Below are 21,201 nucleotides of genomic sequence, written 5' to 3'. Positions count from 1 at the left end.
TCCCCCATGACCTGGCCGTCCGAGCCGTCGTTCGTCAACGCTTCGGAACGGCGGGTGTGGGCCGCCCTCGTCGCGCAGCTGGGGGAGCGCGACCTCATCATCGCCAACCAGCGCTTCACGGTCCGCGGCAACGACCACGAGCTCGACTTCGCCGTCGTCCTCGACGGGCACGGCGTGGTTGTGCTGGAGGTGAAGGGCAACCGTGTCTGGCACGACGGTGAGACGTGGTGGCAGGACTGGAACCCCGCGCCGAAGAAGATCCGCCCGGTCGAGCAGGCGATGAGCAACAAATACGTCCTGCAGGACTGGGTGGAGTCGTCGTCGGCGTGGGCCGGGCGCTCCCGCGTCCGCTGGGCCCACGCCATCGTGCTCCCGTCGAGCGAGGTCGACGCCCGCTTCAGCCACCCCGAGTGCGAACGCTCGATGGTCATCGACGCCAACGACCTCGCCGACATCGGCAACCGGTTGCGAACGCTCCTCGACGTGCAGGCCTCCACCAGGCGCGCGACGAACGCGGAGGACGCCCTCGCCATCCACGCGGCGCTCAGTGGGCGCTTCCTCCCGCAGCGCGAGGGTCAGCTCTCCATCGAGGCGCGGATCGCCGAGCGCGACGACGTCGTGGAGCGGCTCAGCGCCGAGCAGGGTCGGATCCTCGACGTCACGAGCCTCATCACGCGCGTGGAGGTGCGCGGGGGAGCCGGCAGCGGCAAGACGTGGCTGGCGGTGGAGCAGGCGCGTCGTCTTGCGCGGCAGGGCAAGCGCGTCGCCCTCATCTGCTACTCCCGGGGACTGTCCCAGTGGATGCAGCGGCGCGTGGCCACCTTCGACCACCGCGAGCAGCCCGCCTACGTCGGCACCTTCCACGGCATCGGTCAGGAGTGGGGCGCGCCCGAGGGAAGCGACGACGACTCGAACTTCTGGGAGGTCGAGCTGCCGGAGATCATGCTCGACCTGGCCGGCAAGCAGGCGACGGGGGACCTCTACGACGCGATCGTGATCGATGAGGCGCAGGATTTCGCCGACCTCTGGTGGCCGGTGGTCATGGAGGCGCTGAAGTACGAGGACGACGGGCTCTACGTCTTCTCCGACGAGGGCCAGCGGGTGTTCTCCCGCTTCGGCGGTCCGCCCGCCGACCTCGTGACTCTCGTGCTCGACCAGAACCTGCGCAACACCAAGCAGATCTCGTCGACGTTCTCGTCCATGGCGCCCAACAAGATGCGCATCTCGCAGCACGACGGTCCCGAGGTGCGGTTCGTCCCGTGTGACTGGGAGCAGGCCATCGAGCACGCCGACGACGTCGTCGAGCAGCTGCTCGAGGAGGGCTGGCAGCCCTCGGATCTCGCGCTCGTCGCCACCGGCCCGCGCCACCCCGAGCAGAAGGCACGGCAGGGGGACGGCTGGCAGGCCTACTGGGACTCCTTCTGGGACAAGGACCAGGTGTTCTACGGGCACGTCATGGGCTTCAAGGGACTCGAGCGCCCCGCCGTCGTGCTCGCGCTCAACGAGCAGCCCGACCGTGAGCGCGCCATGGAGCGGCTCTACGTCGGCCTGTCCCGCGCCCGCGACCTGCTCGTCGTGTGCGGGGACCCGGAGCACATCGAGGCGGTCGGGGGACCGGCGGTGCTGAAGAAGATCAAGGGAAACCCGTGATGCCGAACGAGGGACGAGCCATGAATGAAGATCTGCGTGCCGCTTTGAAGGACCAACGGATGGTCGTCTTCGGAGACACCTTGCCCCGCAAGGCTCGCAACCTCGGTCTGGAGCTGCTTCCCATCGATCGATCGGCGCAGTACGAGATTCAGGACGGCACTGCCTTGGCGAACGTCGTCTACGTGAGCCATCCCGTCCGCAAGGACGTACTGGTCGCCTTCGCTGACTACGACGAGCAGGTGGCTCGGGACAAGTTGCAGGAAGCTCTGCGAGTCCTGAACAGCCTGGGTGCAGCGGAAGTCGTCGCGCGCGAGGAGAGGACCGAGACGTCAGTGTCGTCCTTGAACGTCCCGATCAAGAAGTTGAACTTCGGGCTACGTCGCAGCTCGACCGTTCAGCGGAAGGTTGCGTACGAGCAGCGTGGCACCGGAAGCTCGCCCGTGGATCCCCGGCCCTTGCGCTATCCGGGTGAGCCCGGCTTCGAGTCAGCATGCGACGCGGTGCTGGTCAACGGTGCACGGACCATCCGGATCGAGATCATCCGCGAGTCCCAGTTCTCGCTCGACGGCGAGATCGCACTGGCGCTCAAGAAGGCCGGACTGAATCTGGGCGCCAGCGTGCAGAAGTCTGAGCTCCGAACCTTCCTGGTCGAGGCGGCCTTCAAGGGTGCAGCGCTGGAGAAGCAGGTCGAGAAGGACAGTCCGGAGCCCAGTAAGCCGAAGAGACAAGGCGCGAAACGTCTGGGCGGTCGATGAGGCGAATGCTCGTCGATCCCTATCCAACTCCGCATCCACCGGAAGGTCTCGATGATTCCGATGAGCCGTCATCGGTGGACCGAGTGGCACGCCACGTATGTGCGTCTTGACCATCCGATCCAGCCCGTTCGGCTAGTCCTTTCGAGCCACAGGAATCGCTGAAAGCACAGGCGGATCCGCCCTACGGTGACGACTCCACATCACCGAAGACGGGGGATCGACCATGTCCGAGACTCAGCACGAGCAGCAGAACCCGAAGGCCGCAGCCAAGGCGGCGAAGGCCTACGCGAAGGCCTCGCGGCCCTGGTACAAGAAGAAGCGCTGGATCGCTGCGATCGTCGTCGGCGTGATCATCGTGGCCGCGGCGCTCGGCAGCGGCGGTGAGGAAGGAGCCACCCGCGGTGGCGGGTCCGGCGGGTCGGACGACAGCGCGAAGGTGACGCAGGCCGACCCCGTGGCCATCGGCGAGTCGGTCGAGCTCGAGGGCACGACCTACACGGTCAACAGCGCAAAGACGCAGGGCAGCGTCGGTAGCGAGTTCTTCTCCGAGGAGGCCGGCGGCACCTACGTCATCGTCGAGATCACGATCGAGAACACGAAGGACGAGACGAAGACCTTCCTCGACTCCGCGGCGGTCTTCGTGGGATCCAACGGCAAGAAGTACTCGACGGACAGCGACGGCACCATCGCGGCGAGCGGTGACGACGGCGAGACCTTGATCTTCGAGGACATGCAGCCCGACGTCCCGAAGACCGGGATCCTCGTGTTCGACGTCCCTGAGGCCGCAGTCGAGGGTGGGCAGCTCGAGGTGAGTGACCTCTTCGGTCGCGGTGAAGCGTACGTCGACCTCGGACTCTGACCGAGTCAACCGTTCCGGCCACCCTTGTCACCTCTCGGTGGCAGGGTGGCCGGAACGACCGAGGGGAGCAGCCGTGGGTGCGGTGACGTTCGTCAAGACGCGTGAGGCTGCGCAGCACCTCGCTTCCCACCTGCTCGATGCGCGTCGCACCCATCCTGTGGTGGTCGTGTCCCACGGGGTCGGACGTGGCGACCAGCCGTGGATCGATGCCGAACAGGTCGCTGCCGGCGTCGGTGACTACGCCGAGGTCCACGTCGTGCCCACGGGGGAGGTCACCTGGGCGCTGAGCTCGTCGTTGCCGCCCGAGACACAGGTCTACGGTGACGCGGCGCGGGTCTACTCCACCGATCTCACGTGGGTGTCGCGACCTCGCTCGTCACGGCTCTACCTGTGCTTCGGCCCGGACCAGGGCGCACGGATCGAGGCTCTGCTCGAGGCCGACGCCATGCAGGCTGCGCTCGAGGCCGGTCTGCTCGAACGGCGGGCCGTGCAGCGCAGAACCGTCACGGGACGTGTCGTCGGGGTGCTGGCTGGTCGAGGCATCGTCGAGGGCGACTTCGGCCGAGCAGCGCTTCGCGAGGAGCTTGCAGTCCCTGGGGTTCCGATCGAACGGGTCGTGCGACCTGGTCAGGAGGTCACGGGCGAGTGGGTCACGGCCGACGGTCTGCTCGACGTGCGCAACCAGGTGCGCCCGGCCACCGAAGCGCTCGAGCACTACGCGCCTGGAGACGCAGTGCTGGTCCGTGTCGCTGACGTGGGGCGCGACCGCGCCGTCGTCGAGCCGTACCCGGGCATGCGCGTCGAGATCGGGGTCAGCGGCATCACGGGCAACCCGCTCGATGACCCGCGCGACCTGATGACCGTCGGCGAGGTGGTGGTGGCGCACGTGGTTCGCGCCGAAAGGTGGCTCCTCTCGCTCGTCGACGTCGACGACGACGAACCGGTGCGGGAGGTTCCGTCGCTGCTTCCGGGCGGTCCTGCGTGGCTCGCGGTCGAGGATTCCGCGCCTGCAGCTCGGCCGGAACCGGACGCACCCTGGTCGCCACCGCAGGTCGACGTCGAGCCGGTCGTCGCGCTCGAACCGGCAGGCACACCGCCACGGGCCATCGCAGAGGCGGCCGACGTGCCCACACCTGCTCGACCGTCCCCTCTCGATCTCGATCCTGGGCGGCGAGGCGCCGTCGATGTCACCCGTCCGCCGTCGACGTCGCCCGACGACGAGCCGGTGGCTGCCTCGTCCGCTCGGAAGGACCTGCACCTGGAACGGGCAGCGCGTGCTCATGCCCAGCGGCAAGTGGACGCCCTGAGGCAAGAGATGGCTCAGCTCGTCTCCCGTCTTCAACGGCTCGAGCACGAGCGGGACCGGGCGGTGGGGGAGGTGGAGCGCAAGAGGACGGAGACTCGTGACCTCCGCAAGAAACTGCAGCGTTCCAGGTCCGTGGCTCGGGGCGAGGCCAGCAGCGAGGAGCGCTTCATCGATGCGGAGTCGGCGTTCCGTCACGACGTGTACCTCGCGTGGGTCGAGGCGATACCGGCTGCCGAGAAGGCGCAGCGTCCGCTGCCGGACGACTGGACGCTCGGGCCCGACTTCCTCGCCTCCCTGGCGTCGGTCGACGGGGTGGCGCGATCGAAGGTCGCTGAGGTCGTGGTCCACGTGCTCACCGGACTCGCCGACTCGATGCCCGGCCGCGACATGCATCGTCTGAGGATGGGTCCCGGCGGTGACGACCCGTGGGTGGAGCGGCATCCGGGGGAGTACTGCTGGCGAGTGGCGCTGCAGCAGCACACCCCGAGTGCGCGGCGTCTGCACTTCTGGCGACGGGGCACCCAGGTGCAGCTGTCGAGGGTGGCGCTCCACGACGAGATGCGGCCATGATCGGTTCATGACCCGCGTCCGCGTCCACAACCTGTCCATCTCCCTCGACGGGTTCGCCGCGGGGGAGCCGCAGTCGCTCGAGTCGCCGATGGGGCATGCCAGTCAGCGGCTCCACGCGTGGATGATCGCCACGCGGTTCGGGGCGGCGCTGATGGGGCGCGAGTCCGGGACCACAGGCATCGACGACGACTTCGCGCAGCAGCATGAGCACGGTTTCGGCGCGGAGATCATGGGAGCCAACAAGTTCGGGCCGCCCGGCTGGCAGGACGACGCGGACTGGCGTGGGTGGTGGGGCGACAACCCGCCCTTCCACACGCCGGTCTACGTGCTCACGCACCGGCCTCGCGCCTTGATCGAGATGGACGGTGGGACGACGTTTCACTTCGTCGACGCATCTGCGGTCCAGTCACTCGCTCTTGCGAAGGAGGCGGCCGGCAACCTCGACGTCAGGATCGGTGGCGGTGCCGACGTGGTCCAGCAGTTTCTCGCCGCGCGACTCGTCGACCACATGCACGTGGTGCAGGTGCCGATCGTGCTCGGCCGCGGCGCGCACCTGTGGAGCGGCCTCGAGGGACTCGAGGACGACTACGACGTGGAGGTCGTGGCGTCGCCGAGCGGCGTCACGCACCTGACGTTCGAGAAGAAGACGCTCTGAGCTAGTCGCAGTTGTCGCAGATGCCTGTCGCAGGCAGCGCCATGAAGCAGGTGGGGCAGATCTTCGCGGGCCGGTCCTCCGGCTTCACGGCACGCTTGACCGTGGTGGTCGATCCGGACGCGGCGCGCGTGGTGCGGACGCGGGCCGGGCGGGCAGTGCCGCCGTCGGCGGGCAGATCGGTGGCCAGCGCCTGGTAACAGAGCAGGCGGTCCTCAGCAGCGCGCTGCTCGACGTCCTTCACGACGTCGCCGGTCGCGGCCAGCACGGCGCGACCGTAGACGTCGCCCACCGTGCCGTCGCGCTGGACGGCGAGCGACGTGAGCGGCGGGTCGCCCGCGCGGGCTGCTGCGAGGGCGGTGATCTCCATGAGGTCACCGAGCCAGGTGCGGCGCGACGTCGGGCTCTCGACCCGCGTGCGCTTGAGCACCTCGTCGGCGAGGTCGGAGACGGTGATCACGGCGCCGTAGCGCGATGCGGTCTCTCGCAGGACGTCGAGTGCTACGGGGGTCCACCGGGCGAACTGGGGGAGGATCTTGGCCACGTCTGCCGACGTTAGACGATCGGTCCTGACGGGTCGTCGGCTGGTGCCGGCAGGATGACTAGCCGCGCGCCTTTCGCACCCTGATTGGCCCCTTCGCGGTCGACGGATCGACGACGTGACCACCCTGCGTGATCTCGACCCTGCCCTCATCGACGAGTCGACGCACAGCACGTCGGGCCGGTTCCATGAGGTGGCGCCAGCCGTCGGGATCGACCTGCTTCGCGGCCTCGGACGGGCAGATCGTCGAGGTGGCCGCCCGCTGGTCGAGCAGCTCGATGATCGCGTCCTGCAACGCCTGGTCGGTCTTGGTCACCCCGCGCTTGCGGCAGGCGGTGGAGCAGTAGCGCACCTGGTCCCAGTCGCGCTCCCACTTCTTGCGCCACTCGATCGTCCGTCCGCAGGAGGCGCAGGTCTTCGGTTCGGGTGGCACCGTCCTAGTCTCCGTCGGCCGGAGCGGTCTCGCGCGTTCAGCGGGCGACGAGAACGGGTGCGGCTTCCTCGACCTCGAGCGACGTGGACTCGCCGGTCGCGGTCAGGGTCTGGCCCAGGGGAGCCCAGACACCGCCGTCGACCCGGTACCGGACCGAGTAGGTGGTGTCGACGCGCGGCCGGACCTCGTCGGCCACACGGCGGTACGTGTGGGTGACGTCCTTCGCCGGATAGGGGCGGCCGGGCTTGGTGGTGGTCTTCGAGGTCCCGTCGCCCGGGTGCCAGGTGTAGCGGGTGGGGGTGGCCTCGACCTCGATGTCGAAGCCCAGCAGCGTCACGCTCTCGCGCAGGGTCCGCGGGTCGGTGTGGAAGATCGTCGGGACGTTCACGAGGGTCCGCTCGCCTGGCTGCACCTGGATCTGCAGCGACGGCATCGGGATCTCGCTGACGGCGCGGCGGATGTCGCCCTCGGTGAGTTGAGGGGCGGCGGCGGGTTGGGCGTCGGTGGCGGTGATGCCGCGGGCGCCGCAGCGGTAGGTGCGCTCGTAGCGTCGCGAGTCTGAACCTCCGGCACGAGCGCCCGAAAAGAAGCACGGTGCAAGTCGTCGAGGCTTGCCCGCGTTGACGAAGCCACCTCGGCCAGCAGGGCGACGGTTGACCTCGCTCTTGTACCTCTCGGCCGATGCCCGAACCTTATTGTCTTTCGGAGACACCGTAGGTCCATCGGCCGAAGCATTCGAAACTGGCGCGAGAAGTAGGACAAGCATCGTGGCGATGAAGAGGGAGGCAGGTCTACTCATCGACAGCGAACTCCTTCATCAACCAAGTGCTGCCCACGCGTGCCACGCGATAGGCAACCTTTGTGGTGCTGCCCGCTACGTCTTTCGCAGCTGATTCGCGGGAGTCCTGGTACGTGCCCTTCGCGAGCGTCACTTTCGCGCGGACGACGACCTCGCGATCTGAAACCCGCTCAGTCGTCACCTCGCCGAAGTCTTGCTGCCCACCCGTGAACTTTCCGCCTTTGCGGTACGTCTCCTCGTAGAGCTCGATGTACTCAGAGCACGCTCCGCAGCTTTCTGCGGAGATCCGTGACAGTTCCTCCACGTTGCCCGTAAGCGAAGCAAAATCTGAAACTGAGACCCAGTAGTAGGCGAAGGTCGCAGCCCCAGACTCCGAGTCTTCACGCGCCTCGTCCGGCATGGTCGGAGGGCCCAGGGAAGAAGTCGGGGTGGTCGATGCGGTCGGGTCGGGTTCGAGGACCTCGGGTTGGCCTGAGCAGGCGGAGGCGAGGAGGACGGCCGCGATGGCGGCGGTTCTGGTGATGACTGACAACGTGGATCCCCCGATCTGACGGTCCGAACCTAGCGAAATCGCACGGGGACGTGAAGACCGTTGTCCCCAGCTCCGGTGGGACATCTGAGGTAGGTGACGCGCGCAATTCCTTGATGAGCGGTAGGTCTGCCGCGGATACGAGGCCGTAAAGCGCGGCTCACCTACCTCTGGGGCTCGGGTTCTGCGGGCTTCCTACCGCGACGGCCTATTCCGCGGGCCACCTACCTCTTGGGGGACGGGTGGGAGCGGGGTGTCCGGGTGGGCGGCTAGGTTCGGGGCGTGGCCTTGACGATCCATCGCGCGGAGCGAGCCGACGTGCTCGCGGGCGGGTTGGCGCGGCTGCTCGCGGAGCCGCCCGCGGACCCGTTCGAGCGCGACGTCGTCGTGGTCGCCGCCAACGGGGTGGAGCGGTGGCTCGCGCAGACCATCAGCCACTCGCTCGGGGCCAGTGACGGGCGCGACGACGGGATCTGCGCCGGTGTGGAGTTCGTCCGCCCCGTCCATCTGTTGTCCGAGCTCACCGAGAAGGACCGCGACGACCCCTGGGCCAGCGGCCGGCTCGCATGGACCGTGCTCGACGTCTTCGACGCGCACCTCGACGAGCCGTGGCTCGAGATCGTCGCCCGCCACGTGGGGCGGGGGATGGCGCCCGCCGACGAAGCTCTGCGCCGCAGCCGGCGCTATCCGACGGCGCGCCGGGTCGCGTCGTTCCTGCACGGCTATGCGGTCCAGCGCCCGTGGATGGTGCAGGCGTGGGGCGCGGGTGACGACGTGGACGGGCTCGGTGCACCACTGCGCCCCGAGAGCCGCTGGCAGGCCGAGGTGTGGCGGCGCGTCGCCGCCAGGCTCGACGGTCACCCCTCGCCTGACCGGCGCCTGGCCGACACCGCAGCCCGCCTGCGCGACGGCAGCCTCGACCCCGACCTGCCGCAGCGGCTCTCGTTCTTCGGCCACACTCGCATGCCGCACGCCGAGCTCGACGTCGTCGACGCGCTCGCCCAGGTGCGCGACGTGCACCTCTGGCTCCCGCACCCCTCGCGCGCCCGCTGGGACGCCGTCGCCGCCACCGCCGGCCGTACCCACGACGGTCACGCGCCCCGGCGCGACGAGGTCGAGACGCTCGAGACCGGCAGCACCTTCCTCACCGCCTGCGCACGTGACGTGAGCGAGCTGCAGCACGCCCTGCTCGCCCTGCCCGGCGACGCGGACATCGAGCACCTGCCCGCGCCCGAACGCCCCACCACCCTGCTCGGCGCACTCCAGCGCGACCTCGCCGCCGACCACGACGGACCCACCGGCGAGCCCACCGACGGAGGAGCGCGCACCCTCGACCCGCTCGACCGCTCCGTCCAGGTGCACGCCTGCCACGGACCCGCCCGCCAGGTCGACGTGCTGCGCGAGGTGGTCGTCGGCCTGCTCGCCGACGACCCCACCCTCGAGCCGCGCGACGTGCTCGTCATGTGCCCCGACGTCGAAAGCTTCGCCCCGCTCGTCGAGGCCGCCTTCGGGCTCGACGACGTGGCCGGCGTCGACCACCCCGGCCACCGCCTGCGGGTGCGGCTCGCCGACCGTGCCACCGGCGCCGTGAACCCCGTGGCCGAGGTGCTCCAGCGCGTCGTCGACATCGCCGCCGCCCGCCGCACCACTGCCACCGAGGTGCGTGACATGCTCGGCCTCGCTCCCGTGCGCCGGCGCTTCGGCCTCAGCGACGACGACCTCGAGCAGGTCGACACCTGGACCGCCCAGACCGCCATCCGCTGGGGCGTCGACGCCGACGCGCGCGGCGCCTGGAACCTCGCCGGTCTCGCTCAGAACACCTGGCGCTCCGGGCTCGACCGGCTGGCCCTCGGTGTGGCCACCGACGGTCAGCGGCACGACGGGCAGCCCGGCAACCGGCTCGGCGGCGTGCTTCCGCTCGACGACCTCGGCAGCACCGCCGTCGACCTGGTCGGACGCCTCGACGAGGCCGTCGCCCGGCTCGGCTCCGTCCTCGCCGACGCCGAGCCGCAGCCCATCGCCGACTGGTCCGACCTGCTCGCCCGCACCGTGCACATGCTCACCGACGTGCCCCCGCGCGACGCCTGGCAGAAGGAGCAGGTGCTGCGCATCCTCGCCGAGCTCGCCGCGCCGGCCGTCGGTGCCGCCGAGGTGGGAGGCGAGGACGGAACAGGCGGCACGCTCACCGTCGTCGAGGTCGGCGCCTTCCTGGCCGACGCGTTCGCGCCCCGCCCCACCCGCACGAGCTTCCGCACCGGGTCGCTGACCGTCTGCACGATGGTGCCCATGCGCTCGGTGCCGCACCGGGTCGTCTGCCTGCTGGGCGTCGACGCCGACGCCTTCCCGCGCACCCCCACGCCGCTGGGCGACGACGTGCTCGCCCGCACCCCGCTCGTCGGTGAGCGCGACGCCGCCGGTGAGGACCGTCAGCTCTTCCTCGACGCCGTGCTCTCGGCCACCGAGCACCTGGTCATCACCTACACCGGCGCCAGCGAGCACACCGGGCGCCCGCTCCCGCCCGCCACACCGGTCGGCGAGCTCCTCGACCAGCTCGACCGGACCGTCCCGAGCGCCGACGTCCGCGACCACGTGACCGTCCACCACCCCCTGCAGTCGTTCGACGTGCGGTCCTTCACGCCCGGCGCCCTGCTGCCCGGCACGGCGTTCAGCTTCGACGCCGCCGCCTACGCAGGTGCCCGCGCCACCACCCGCGAGCCAGAGCCGGCAGCGCTCTTCCTGCCCGAGAGCCTGCCCGAGCAGCGCGCCGACGTGGTCACCCTCGACCAGCTGCGCGAGCTCGTGCGCCACCCCGTCAAGGCCTTCGTCACCGGACGGCTCGACGTCCGCCTGCCCTACGAGGACGACCCGGTCGACGACGCGATCCCGCTCGACGTCGGCCACCTCGAGCAGTGGGGCGTCAGTCGTCGGGTGCTCGAGGCCGTGCTGGCCGGTGCCCCGGGCGAGGAGGCCGAGGCCGACGAGCTGCGTCGCGGCCTGCTCCCTCCCGGGCCGCTCGCCGCCTCCACCCTGCAGAAGAGCCGCAGGCTCGTGGGCGACCTCTTCGCCTTCGCCGCGCCGCTGCGCACCGAGGCCGCCCACAGCGTCGACGTCGACATCGAGCTGGCCGACGGACGTCGCGTGGTCGGCACCGTCGCCGACGTGCACCCCGTCCACGCGCTGAGGGTCACGCCCTCGACCGTGCAGGGACGCCAGCTGGTGGAGGCCTGGGTCGACGTGCTCGCGCTCGCCGCCGCCGGCCAGGGGCTGCCGATGCACCTCGTCGGCCGGGTGTCGGCCGGACGCGGCAAGGCGCCCGGTGTCGCCACCATCGCCCCGCCCACCGACGACGAGGCACGCGCGATCCTCGCCGAGGTCCTCGACCTCCACACCCTCGGCACGAAGCGCCCGCTGCCGCTCCCGGTCAAGACGTCGCAGGCCTACGCCGCCGGCATCCGTCGTGGCAAGCCGCAGATCGCCGAGGTCTTCGCCGAGCGGGAGTGGGTCGGCAGCCGCGACATCCCCGGTGAGGACGCCGACGCCTACCACCGGCTGGTCTACGGGCCCTCACTTCCGTTCTCCGCGCTCGTCACGCGCGGGCTCGACCAGCACGCCGTCACCCTCTGGACGCCGCTGCTCGACCGGTTGGACGGTGCCTGATGAGCGAGCGCCACCCTGCCGTCGTCGACGTCGCCGAGTTCGACATCACCGACCCGCTGCCCACCGGCACCACGCTGCTGGAGGCCAGCGCCGGCACCGGCAAGACCTGGGCCATCGCCGCGCTCGTCACCCGCCTGGTCGCCGAAGGTCACGCCGAGCTTGACGACCTCCTGGTCGTCACCTTCGGCCGAGCCGCAAGTGCCGAGCTGAAGGACCGCGTGCGCGAGCGCCTCGTGGAGGCCGACACCACGCTCACCACGGGCAGCGCGCCTGAGTCCGACGCGCTCCTGACCCTCCTGCTCGACGCGCCCGAGGCCGAGCGCGCCCAGCGCCGACGTCGGCTCCGGCGCGCCGTCGCACGCTTCGACGAGGCCACCATCACCACCACTCACGGCTTCTGCCACGCCGTGCTGCGCAGCCTCGGCACCACCGGCGACGTCGAGCCCGGGTCGGCGCTCATCGAGGACGACACCGAGATCGTCGACCAGGTCGTCGCGGACCTCTACCTGCGCGCCGTCGGCATGGGCGCCACGCCGCCGTTCGACCACGCCGAGGCCGGGCAGCTCGGTCGCCGCGCCGTGGAGGACCCGTCCGCCCACCTGCTGCCCACTGACGCACCGCAGGGCTCGCCGCCCGACCTGCGTCGGCGGTTCGCCGTTGCCGTCCGTGACGAGTCGGCACGACGTCGGCTCGCCGCCCGCACCCTGTCCTACGACGACCTGCTGCAGCGACTCGCCGAGGCCCTCGAGCCCGCGGCCTCACCCGCCCGCACCGTCATGCGCGACCGCTGGCGGTTCGTGCTCGTCGACGAGTTCCAGGACACCGATCCGGTGCAGTGGCAGATCCTGGAGCGGGCCTTCCTCGGCCACGCCACGATGGTGCTCGTCGGCGACCCCAAGCAGGCCATCTACGGCTTCCGCGGCGGCGACGTCGACACCTACCTGCGCGCCGCCGCCCAGGCCGACACCCGCCGCACCCTCGTCGAGAACCACCGCAGCGACGCACCGCTCGTGGCCGCCGTCGACACCGTGCTCCGCGGAGCAGCGCTGGGCGACCCCGAGATCCTCGTGCGCCCCGCCCGCGCCGCGCTCACCGGCTCACGCCTGCACGACCCCGAGCACGAGGCGCCGTTCCGGCTCCGTGCCCTGCTGCGCAGCGACGCCCAGCACGAGTCCGACGCGCCCCTCAAGATCGGCGACGTGCGCCCGCGGGTCGCCGCCGACGTGGCCGGCGACATCGCCGCCCTCCTGCGCAGCGGCGCCACCTACGACCACGGTGCGGGTTCGGTCCCGCTCACCGCGGGCGACGTCGCGATCCTCGTCGAGCGTCACCTCGAGGCCGACCTGCTGCACGAGGCCCTCGCCCGACTGGGTGTTCCCGCCGTGCGCAGCGGTGGCCCCGACGTGCTGCAGAGCGACGCCGGGCTGCAGTGGGTCACGCTGCTCACGGCGCTGGAGTCCCCGCACCGCAGCGGCTACGTGCGCGCCGCGGCCCTCGGACCGTTCCTCGGGCTCACCGCCGCCGACCTCGCCACCGGGGGAGCGGACCCCGACGGCGACGGCCTCACCGACCGCGTCTCCGCCCAGCTGCGCGACCTCGCCGACCTGCAGCGCGAGCGTGGCACCGCCGGCATGGTCGAGGCGCTCACCGGCGACCCGGCGGTCGTGGAGCGGCTGCTGCGCCACGAGGGCGGCCGACGTCAGCTCACCGACCTCGAGCACGTGGGCCACGTGCTCGCCGGCGCATCTCGTGAGCACGGCCTCGGCCTCTCGGGCCTGCTGCGCTGGCTGCTCGACCGACGCTCCGAGAGCGCGCCGTCGGCCGACCGCACCCGTCGGCTCGACACCGACGCCGACGCCGTGCAGATCGTCACCACCTTCGTGAGCAAGGGGCTGCAGTACCCCGTCGTCTACGTGCCGTTCCTGTTCGACCGCTACGTCCCGACGCCCACGATGGTGCGCCTGCACGACGCCGACGGCCGCCGCTGCCTCGACGTCGGCGGCGACGGACCCTCGTGGCGCACCCATGCCGCCCGCTCCGACGCCGAGCGGGCCGGCGAGGCCCTCCGCCTGCTCTACGTCGCCATGACCCGCGCGCAGTCCCGTCTGGTCATGCACTGGGCGCCCACGTTCAACGGCAAGCACGCCGCCCTGCACCGGGCCCTGTTCCGTCCCGACCCCGACGACCCGGTCGTGCCCGACACGCAACCGGTCCCGTCCGACCACGACGCCGTCGCGCGGCTGCGCGCCTGGCAGGACCGCGCAGGTCCGGTCGTGGAGCAGATGGTCACCCAGACGCTGCCGCTCGACCCCGCACCCGCCGACGGCACCGAGCTCGTGCTCCGCCGGCTCGGGCGCGAGGTCGACACCACCTGGACGCGCACCTCCTACACGTCGCTCGTGCGCCGCGACGACGGACGGTCGGTGGCCAGCGAGCCCGAGACCGTCGGCCCCGACGACGAGGTCGACGTGGTCGCCGACGTCGGGGTCGCGTCCACGCTCGGCCCGTCGCCCTGGGCCGACCTCGTGGGAGGCGCTGCGCTCGGCACCCTCGTGCACGGGGTGCTCGAGGACGTCGACGCCGACGTCATGGCCACCAGCACCGATGCCATGGAGCGCGAGGTGAGGCTCCGAGTCGAGGAGCAGCTGGCCCGCCGACCGATCGCGGTCGACGTCGAGGCACTCGTGCCCGCCCTCGTCGGCGCGCTGCGCACCCCGCTCGGCGCGCTCGCGGACGACCTGACCCTCGCCGAGGCGCTCGCCCGACGCCCGTTCCGCGAGATGGACTTCGAGCTGCCGCTCGCCGGCGGTGACCGTCGCGGTCGGGTGGATCGACCCGGCACCCTCGCCGACGTCGCCGACCTGATGGAGCAGCATCTCGCGGCGGCCGACCCGCTGCGGCCCTTCGCGGCCGAGCTGCGCGACGCGTCCTTGCGCGGCCGCACCCTGCGCGGCTACCTCACCGGGTCCATCGACCTGCTGCTGCGACTCGACGGCGACCGCTCGCTCGTGGTCGACCACAAGACCAACCGGCTCGAGGGCCCCGACCTCACCGAGGCCGGGGGAGGACTCGAGGCCTACGCCCCCGACCGTCTCGCCGGCGCGATGCTGCACACCACCTACCCGCTGCAGGCCCTGCTCTACGCCGTCGCGCAGCACCGGTTCCTGCGGTGGCGGCTGCGCGGGTACGACCCCGACGAGCACGTGGCGGGCGTCCTGTACCTCTTCGTGCGCGGCATGACCGGTCCCGACGTCCCGCGTGGCACCGACGGGGCGCCCTACGGCGTGTTCGCGTGGCGCCCGCCCACGTCGCTCGTGCTCGGGCTCAGCGACCTGCTCGACGGGAGGCTCGCACGATGAGCGAACAGCCGATCGTCGTGGGCGGCGACGCGCTCGACCCGTTCGACCGCCAGGTCGTCCAGGCGTCCGACGACGGCGTCCTGGCGGTGCTCAACCGCGCCGGGCTGCTCGCGGCGGCCGACGTGCACGTGGCCCGCACCGTCGGCCGTCTCGGCAGCGAGGACGACGATGCGGTGCTGCTGGCCGTCGCCCTGGCCGTGCGCGGCGTGCGTCTGGGGTCGTCGTGCATCGAGCTCGCGCCCGTGGTGGCCGACCTACGGGTCGAGGCGCCCGACCTGCCGTGGCCGTCCTTCGCCGACGACGTCCCCGCCTGGTGGGCGCGCATCGTGGCCAGTCCGCTGGCGACCGGCCGCGACCGGGTGCTCGTCGCGGAGGAGCCGCTGCTGCACCTCGCCCGCTACCACGCCCTCGAGGTCTCCCTCTGCGACCAGCTCGCCACCCGCCTGGCTCTGCCGGCTCCCGCGACGGACGACGAGGCGCTCGGCAGCGACCTCGACCGGTTGTTCGGTGAGCCCGGCTTCGACGAGCAGCGCGCGGCGGCCGAGCGTGCCGCGCGCTCCTGGACGAGCATCCTCACCGGTGGGCCGGGCACCGGCAAGACCACCACGATCGCCCGCCTGCTGGCCGCGCTCGCGGCCCAGCACGCGTCGGCCGGTCACGCCCGACCGTTGAACGTCGGCCTCGCCGCGCCCACCGGCAAGGCGGCGGCCCGCATGCGCGAGGCCATCGTCGGCGCCGCCTCCGGCACCGTGTTCACGGCCGACGAACGCACCTGGCTGGAGTCGTTGCGCGCCGTCACGCTGCACCGGCTCCTCGGCGCTCGACCCGACCACCGCACCGCCTTCCGCCACCACGCGGGCCAGAAGCTGCCCTACGACGTGGTCGTCGTCGACGAGACCTCCATGGTCTCGCTGCTCATGATGGAGCGGCTGGTCCAGGCCGTGCCCCCGACCTGCCGCCTGGTGCTCGTCGGCGACTCCGAGCAGCTCGCCTCCGTCGAGGCCGGCGCGGTGCTGCGCGACGTCGTCGACGGACTCGGGGGTCCTGGCCACTCGGCCGTCACCCACCTGACGCAGGGGCACCGCTTCGACGGGGGCATCGGCGACCTGGCTGCGGCCGTGGTCGAGGGCGACGCCGACGCCGCCCTCCACGTGCTCACCGGGGGAGTCGAGGGGCTGACCCTGCGCGCCCCCGACGAGATCGACGCCGTGGTGGCCGAACGACCGGCCGACCAGGCCCGCGTCGTCGCCCGGGCCGCGCTCGAGGGCGACGTCGACGGTGCCCTCGCGGCCCTGGCCGAGCATCGGCTGCTGTGCGCCCACCGCGACGGCCCGTTCGGGGTGAGCCACTGGAACGAACGGCTCGAGCGCGAGGTCCGCACCTTCCCCGACCCGTCGCGACCGTGGTTCGGCGGCCGTCCCGTTCTCGTCACGCGCAACGACCCCTCGCTGCGGGTCAACAACGGCGACGTCGGGGTGGTCGTCGACGACGGCCACCGGCTCGTCGTCCACCTCGACACGCAGGTCGAGGTGTCGTCGTCGCGGCTGTCGTCGGTGCAGAGCGCCTACGCGAGCACCGTCCACCGCAGCCAGGGCAGCGAGTTCGAGCACGTCACCCTCGTGCTCCCCGACGAGGACTCCCTCGTGCTCACCCGCGAGCTGCTCTACACCGCGGTCACCCGCGCCCGCACCAGCCTCACCGTCGTGGCCACGCCCGAGGTCGTGCGCGCGGCCGTCGAGCGCCGCACCGCGCGCGCCAGCGGCGTCGCCCGCCGGCTGGCTGCGCTCAGGAATTCTGGGTAGTTCGTCCGTTTCCACCCGTCCGCGCCGACGTTCGGGCACCCTCGTGCTGGGAGCACGAGGACGAGGGAGCGTTCGATGGGGAAGAACACGTCGTACCCGAGGAAGCAGTACCGCCAGCTGTTGCGGAGATGGCTCATGCGGAACAAGCGCGCGGTGGCCACGGTGGCGGCGATCTTCGCCGGGGTCGTGGCACTCGAGCTTGCGCTGCTGGGCTTGCTGCCGTCGCACGACTACACGACGACAGCCCTATGGGCGCTCCTGCCGGCGACCTTCGTCGTGTTCTGCTGGATCGTCCACACCGCCTTCTTGACCCACGAGGGCGGCGCCATCCACCAGCTCCGCGGTGCGTGGGGCGAGGACAACACGAGCACCGAGCTGCAGGCCGCGAAGCGTCAGGGACTCATCTGGCGCTCCGTCGACAGCATCGCGCTCGAGAACGGTGACATCGACCACCTCGTCGTCACCCGTCGCGGCGGCATTGTCGTGATCGACTCCAAGTGGTGCAGCGGTCTCGACGACGAGAAGCGTGCGATCTTTGCCTTCACAGCACGTCGGGCAGCGAAGCGAGGTCAGGCTCTGGTCAACACCGTCACCCAGCGCAGCCACGGTCGGCACAGCGCCCCTCGCAAGGCCCTGACGGTGACGCCGGTCGTGGTCGTGTGGGGTGCCGCGCAGTCGTCGGTGCGCGACGACGAGGTCGTCGACGGCGTGGCCATCGTCCGCGGATCGGGCTTCCGCACCTGGCTCGCCCGCCTCGAGGCCGAGACCATCTCGCAGAAGACCGCCACGGAGCTCGTGGCACGCATCGAGGGGTTCGACGAGAACCGACGCGCGGTGGTCCGCGAGCGGGAGCGCGAGCGTCAGAGCGTCGCGCCGGTGCGTACCTAGACCGTCCTCGAAGATGCAGGGTGAGGGTGTCCCTGACAGGCTGGCCGGGACCGATCAACGACCCGGGAGGACACCCCCATGAAGAAGCTCATCTACGCGACGGCCTTCGGCATCGGCTACGTGCTCGGCACCCGGGCCGGCCGTGAGCGGTACGAGCAGATCCGCCAGGCCGCCGAGAAGGTCCAGACCGACCCGCGCGTGCAGGACGCGGTCCGCAAGGCCGAGGGCATGGCGCAGGACGCGGTGACGCTGGCCCAGGACGACGAGCGCCTCGCCGACCTCGCGCACAGCGTGAAGGACTCGGCGCAGAAGGTGCGCGAGCAGGCCGTCGGCGTCGTCTCGTCGGTGCGCCAGAGCGTGGAGGACGACGACGTCGTGGGTGACGTTGTCGACACCGCCAAGGGTGCCGCGAAGGACGTCGCCGACAGCGCGAAGGACGCGGCCGACGGCGGCGGAGTGAAGGACGTCGTCGACACGGCCAAGCACGCGGCGAAGGACGTCGGCGAGAGCGTCAAGGACGCATCCGACGACAGTGCGATCGAGGACGCGGTCGGCACGGCCAAGGACGCAGGCGGCGACGCGAAGAAGGTCGCCGAGGAGTCGGCCTCGGAGGCGACGCGGAAGATCAAGGCGGCGGCCGACGAGGCGCGCGGCGAGTCCGGCGGCGCGGACGCCGACGGCGAGACCTGGCCCCCGCACCCCGACGAGCACATCGCCGAGCCCGAGGACGAGGTCGTCTTCACCACGGGACCCGACGACAAGAGCTGACCGCCGGCTTCACGCCGGGTCACACGGTCCCGGTCCGGCCCCGAGCCCCCATCGGTGGATCCTCAACCGCAGCGCGTCTGCTGCGGTTGAGGATCCACCGATGAGGGGGTTGTTCGACCACTGATGTCGAGGATCCACCGATGAGGGGGAGAGCGGCGGTCAGGCGCCGAGGCGGGAGCGGACCTGCTCGAGCACGCGCGGGGGGAACTCGTGGGTGCGTCGGCAGCGCTCCACCAGGTAGAGGATCTTGTTGAGCCGGGGGCCGGGCAGCTCCACGCCGCGGGCCTCCAGGGCCGGACGGAGCACGTTGCGGTCGAAGGCTCCGTCGCTGCGCTCGGGCTCGTCGCGCCACCGCGCGAACGCCTCCTTCAGCTGGGCGTGCGCGACGACTCCGTTGTCGGGAGAGATCGCCACGGCGATCGCCGCCACGAGCCAGGCGTCGTCGTGCTGCAGGGCGTCGACGTCGAGCTGCACCGTGCCGGTGCCCGACGGACGGAGCGTCGGGGGATCGAAGTCGACCACCAGCTCCAGGGTCTGGTCGGGGAAGCGCAGCGAGATGCGCGTGCCGGGGGCGGTGAGTGACATCCGCTGGCCGGGCACCGGCGTCGACGCGTCGCCGTCGGGGGTGACCACCTCCATGACCACGCCGTTCGCGCGCTGGCCGCGGTGGAGCACCGGATGGCCGGGCCCGGACTGCACCACCACGGCGGGGTCGCTCAGGTAGGGGAGCCGGACGAGCACGTACGCCGACCCCCCGATCTCCTCGACGGCCACCGGCCGCTGCTCCGGCAGCGTCATGCGCCGGGCGAGGACCAGCTTGCCGCCTGGCTCCACGACCGTGCTGCCGCCGACGTCGGGGCCGACGGACCAGGCGATGCGCAGCACGGGACGTCCTTCGCTGGGTCGATGGGTCTGAGTGGGTGAGGGGAGCGGCCGAGGAGGTCGGTCGAGGACGATCATGCCAAACCCGGAGGAGGACCCGACACGACCGAAGCATTGTGCACGATGTAATCGTGTGCAATGATCGACGAGGCGCGAGACGGCGCCGCACCCACGACTTCAGGAGGACGCATGGACGCGATCTACACGGCAGAGGCACTCGCCACCGGCGGAGGGCGCGACGGCGGTCACGTCGTCACCTCGGACGGCCAGCTCGACGTGCGCACGGCACTGCCGAAGACCATGGGCGGCAACGGCGAGGGCACCAACCCCGAGCAGCTGTTCGCCTCCGGCTACGCGGCCTGCTTCCACGGCGCCTTCCAGCTGGTCGCTCGCCAGGCCAAGGCCGACGTCAGCGACTCCACCGTCGGCGCGAAGGTCGACATCGGGCCGAACGGCCAGGGCGGCTTCGACCTCGCCGTGACCCTCGAGGTCACCGTCCCGACCCTGCCGCACGACGAGGCCCAGGTCCTCGCCGACAAGGCCCACCAGGTGTGCCCGTACTCCAACGCGACGCGCGGCAACATCGAGGTCACGATCGTCGTCACCGACGACTGAGAGCCCGCAGGCCGCGCTGTCGCTGGTGCGTCCTGCCTTGGGAGGAGCCGCGGTGGAACATGTTCCACCGCGGCTCGACTCTTTCGTGCCTCCGCGACGACGATGGCGAGCATGACCACCCTCGGCTCGCTCACCACCAACCTGTTGATCCTCGCCGCCTTCGTCGGCGTCGTCGTGGTCGCCCTGCGGGTCGCGCAGAGCATCTTCGGCACCGGCTCGAAGAAGGCCGCCGCCACCGAGGCGGCCGCCCGTCTGGTCGCCTACCCGACCGGTTCGGCCGCGGTGCTGCGCCGTCGCTTCGTGAAGGCGCTCACCAGCCAGCACGTGGTCATGCCGAGCGGTGACCGCGTGGCCTTCAGCGAGCTGGTCGTGCGGATCGCGCCCGAGGACCTCGAGCGCCTCGATCCCGACGGCGACACCGATCGGCTGGGTGACGACGCCGCCAAGCTCTACCGCACGCACGCCGAGCGCGAAGGATGGGCCGTTCCCGACCAGGTCGACGTCGAGGTCGAGGTCGACCCCGGTCTGCGGTCCGGCTGGGTCCCGCCGGCCCGCGGTAGCCGCTCTGGGTCCTCCCTGCGCCGACCGCTCGAGCAGGCGCCGAGCGCCGGCGGCTCCGACCGCGAGGAGCCCGACACCGGACTCGACTGGGACGTGCTGGTCGACCCGGCCCGTACGGCGTCCGACGGCCGCGCCGGGGGCTCGGGCTCGCGGCCCTCCCACCCCGCCGTCGCGAGCCAGGAGACCATGGCCTTCCCGGTCCTCGTGCCGCACGACCCCATGCCCACGGTCAACGTGGCCGGCGACCTGTTCCTGCACCGCGGTGGCGAGACGGTGCGGGTGCCCCGTGACGGCGTGACGACGCTCGGGCGCCTCCCCGACTCCCCGCTGCGCCTCGACGAGCCCGAGATCTCCTACCGTCACGCCGCCATCCGGCTCGACGGTGCCACCTGGCAGGTGATGGACGTGGGCAGCACGAACGGCACCACGGTCGACGGCGAACGCATCGGTGACACCTGGTCGCCCCTGCGGGACGGAGTGGTCCTGGCCCTGGCGGGCGTGCGCGTCACGGTCGGCTCGGACTCGCACGGGACCGTGGCGCTCGGTGGCGTTTCGCGGGCCACGTGACAATGGTG

Annotated in this window: 17 protein-coding genes; 12 read left to right on the top strand and 5 right to left on the bottom strand. The window is 71.5% G+C overall.

Annotated features, from left to right (window positions below; all coding sequences use genetic code 11):
* The first annotated feature begins 6 nt into the window (after nucleotides 1-6).
* From NBW76_RS11840 to NBW76_RS11820, 5 genes are all read left to right on the top strand, one after another.
* The gene (locus NBW76_RS11840) at nucleotides 7-1,650 is read left to right on the top strand and encodes an NERD domain-containing protein (RefSeq protein WP_056554355.1); all 1,644 of its coding nucleotides are present in this window, start codon (nucleotides 7-9) and stop codon (nucleotides 1,648-1,650) included.
* A gap of 20 nt (nucleotides 1,651-1,670) precedes the next feature.
* A complete protein-coding gene (locus tag NBW76_RS11835; RefSeq protein ID WP_156364771.1) occupies nucleotides 1,671-2,405 on the top strand; it encodes a hypothetical protein in 735 nt (244 codons plus the stop codon).
* 223 nt (nucleotides 2,406-2,628) lie between these two features.
* Nucleotides 2,629-3,264 carry a DUF4352 domain-containing protein gene (locus NBW76_RS11830; protein WP_056554360.1) on the top strand — a complete coding sequence of 212 codons (636 nt, stop codon included), beginning with the start codon at nucleotides 2,629-2,631 and terminating at the stop codon, nucleotides 3,262-3,264.
* Nucleotides 3,265-3,337: 73 nt separating this feature from the next.
* A complete protein-coding gene (locus tag NBW76_RS11825) occupies nucleotides 3,338-5,140 on the top strand; it encodes a hypothetical protein (RefSeq protein ID WP_056554363.1) in 1,803 nt (600 codons plus the stop codon).
* A gap of 7 nt (nucleotides 5,141-5,147) precedes the next feature.
* Entirely contained in the window at nucleotides 5,148-5,795 is a 648-nt protein-coding gene (locus NBW76_RS11820) for a dihydrofolate reductase family protein (protein WP_056554366.1), read from the top strand.
* A 1-nt stretch (nucleotide 5,796) separates the two neighbouring features.
* Here the strand turns inward: NBW76_RS11820 and NBW76_RS11815 are convergent, their stop codons facing one another.
* The 4 genes from NBW76_RS11815 to NBW76_RS11800 all read right to left on the bottom strand — a co-directional run bounded on the left by NBW76_RS11815 (nucleotide 5,797) and on the right by NBW76_RS11800 (nucleotide 8,097).
* Nucleotides 5,797-6,336, bottom strand: a complete 540-nt coding sequence (locus tag NBW76_RS11815; RefSeq protein WP_250246799.1) for a hypothetical protein — start codon at nucleotides 6,334-6,336, stop codon at nucleotides 5,797-5,799.
* 58 nt (nucleotides 6,337-6,394) lie between these two features.
* On the bottom strand, nucleotides 6,395-6,766 hold the full coding sequence (locus NBW76_RS11810) for a DUF2256 and DUF3253 domain-containing protein (protein WP_056554373.1): 372 nt from the start codon (nucleotides 6,764-6,766) through the stop codon (nucleotides 6,395-6,397).
* A 37-nt stretch (nucleotides 6,767-6,803) separates the two neighbouring features.
* Complete coding sequence (locus NBW76_RS11805) at nucleotides 6,804-7,199, bottom strand: hypothetical protein (RefSeq protein ID WP_056554376.1); 396 nt, start codon at nucleotides 7,197-7,199, stop codon at nucleotides 6,804-6,806.
* A 358-nt stretch (nucleotides 7,200-7,557) separates the two neighbouring features.
* Complete coding sequence (locus tag NBW76_RS11800) at nucleotides 7,558-8,097, bottom strand: DUF6318 family protein (RefSeq protein WP_156364775.1); 540 nt, start codon at nucleotides 8,095-8,097, stop codon at nucleotides 7,558-7,560.
* 279 nt (nucleotides 8,098-8,376) lie between these two features.
* On the opposite strand from NBW76_RS11800, the gene recC reads away from it, so the two are divergent.
* The 5 genes from recC (at nucleotide 8,377) to NBW76_RS11775 (ending at nucleotide 18,568) form a co-directional block, all read left to right on the top strand.
* Nucleotides 8,377-11,751: an exodeoxyribonuclease V subunit gamma gene (gene recC / locus NBW76_RS11795; protein WP_082481903.1), complete on the top strand. Its 3,375-nt coding sequence runs from the start codon at nucleotides 8,377-8,379 to the stop codon at nucleotides 11,749-11,751.
* Entirely contained in the window at nucleotides 11,751-15,110 is a 3,360-nt protein-coding gene (locus NBW76_RS11790; RefSeq protein WP_056554386.1) for a UvrD-helicase domain-containing protein, read from the top strand. Before recC ends, NBW76_RS11790 begins: the two co-directional genes overlap by 1 nt.
* The gene (recD, locus tag NBW76_RS11785; RefSeq protein ID WP_200932662.1) at nucleotides 15,107-16,912 is read left to right on the top strand and encodes an exodeoxyribonuclease V subunit alpha; all 1,806 of its coding nucleotides are present in this window, start codon (nucleotides 15,107-15,109) and stop codon (nucleotides 16,910-16,912) included. The genes NBW76_RS11790 and recD overlap by 4 nt, the downstream gene beginning before the upstream one ends.
* A gap of 135 nt (nucleotides 16,913-17,047) precedes the next feature.
* Nucleotides 17,048-17,800 carry a nuclease-related domain-containing protein gene (locus NBW76_RS11780; protein ID WP_056554389.1) on the top strand — a complete coding sequence of 251 codons (753 nt, stop codon included), beginning with the start codon at nucleotides 17,048-17,050 and terminating at the stop codon, nucleotides 17,798-17,800.
* Nucleotides 17,801-17,878: 78 nt separating this feature from the next.
* On the top strand, nucleotides 17,879-18,568 hold the full coding sequence (locus NBW76_RS11775) for a hypothetical protein (RefSeq protein ID WP_056554392.1): 690 nt from the start codon (nucleotides 17,879-17,881) through the stop codon (nucleotides 18,566-18,568).
* Between the two features lie 159 nt (nucleotides 18,569-18,727).
* On the opposite strand, the gene NBW76_RS11770 is transcribed toward NBW76_RS11775, so the two are convergent.
* The gene (locus tag NBW76_RS11770) at nucleotides 18,728-19,453 is read right to left on the bottom strand and encodes a hypothetical protein (protein WP_055967725.1); all 726 of its coding nucleotides are present in this window, start codon (nucleotides 19,451-19,453) and stop codon (nucleotides 18,728-18,730) included.
* A gap of 186 nt (nucleotides 19,454-19,639) precedes the next feature.
* Here NBW76_RS11770 and NBW76_RS11765 point away from each other — a divergent pair, with 186 nt between their 5' ends.
* Together NBW76_RS11765 and NBW76_RS11760 are read left to right on the top strand one after the other, a co-directional pair.
* Nucleotides 19,640-20,065: an organic hydroperoxide resistance protein gene (locus tag NBW76_RS11765; protein WP_056554395.1), complete on the top strand. Its 426-nt coding sequence runs from the start codon at nucleotides 19,640-19,642 to the stop codon at nucleotides 20,063-20,065.
* Between the two features lie 111 nt (nucleotides 20,066-20,176).
* A complete protein-coding gene (locus tag NBW76_RS11760) occupies nucleotides 20,177-21,193 on the top strand; it encodes an FhaA domain-containing protein (RefSeq protein ID WP_162239214.1) in 1,017 nt (338 codons plus the stop codon).
* The last annotated feature ends 8 nt before the right edge of the window (nucleotides 21,194-21,201 follow it).

The organism is Aeromicrobium sp. Leaf245 (assembly GCF_942548115.1).
Classification (GTDB): Bacteria; Actinomycetota; Actinomycetes; order Propionibacteriales; family Nocardioidaceae; genus Aeromicrobium.
The sequence above is the reverse complement of the archived record's forward strand: the minus strand, read 5'-3'. Positions and strand labels throughout refer to the sequence as shown.

Bases quoted from the DNA above. Each gene is read 5' to 3' on its own strand.
- NBW76_RS11765 (WP_056554395.1), top strand. From the start codon at position 19,640: ATGGACGCGATCTACACGGCAGAGGCACTCGCCACCGGCGGAGGGCGC.
- NBW76_RS11830 (WP_056554360.1), top strand. From the start codon at position 2,629: ATGTCCGAGACTCAGCACGAGCAGCAGAACCCGAAGGCCGCAGCCAAG.
- NBW76_RS11805 (WP_056554376.1), bottom strand. From the start codon at position 7,199: ATGCCGTCGCTGCAGATCCAGGTGCAGCCAGGCGAGCGGACCCTCGTG.
- NBW76_RS11790 (WP_056554386.1), top strand. From the start codon at position 11,751: ATGAGCGAGCGCCACCCTGCCGTCGTCGACGTCGCCGAGTTCGACATC.
- NBW76_RS11820 (WP_056554366.1), top strand. From the start codon at position 5,148: ATGACCCGCGTCCGCGTCCACAACCTGTCCATCTCCCTCGACGGGTTC.
- NBW76_RS11760 (WP_162239214.1), top strand. From the start codon at position 20,177: ATGACCACCCTCGGCTCGCTCACCACCAACCTGTTGATCCTCGCCGCC.
- recD (WP_200932662.1), top strand. From the start codon at position 15,107: ATGAGCGAACAGCCGATCGTCGTGGGCGGCGACGCGCTCGACCCGTTC.
- NBW76_RS11775 (WP_056554392.1), top strand. From the start codon at position 17,879: ATGAAGAAGCTCATCTACGCGACGGCCTTCGGCATCGGCTACGTGCTC.
- NBW76_RS11840 (WP_056554355.1), top strand. From the start codon at position 7: ATGACCTGGCCGTCCGAGCCGTCGTTCGTCAACGCTTCGGAACGGCGG.
- NBW76_RS11835 (WP_156364771.1), top strand. From the start codon at position 1,671: ATGAATGAAGATCTGCGTGCCGCTTTGAAGGACCAACGGATGGTCGTC.
- NBW76_RS11780 (WP_056554389.1), top strand. From the start codon at position 17,048: ATGCGGAACAAGCGCGCGGTGGCCACGGTGGCGGCGATCTTCGCCGGG.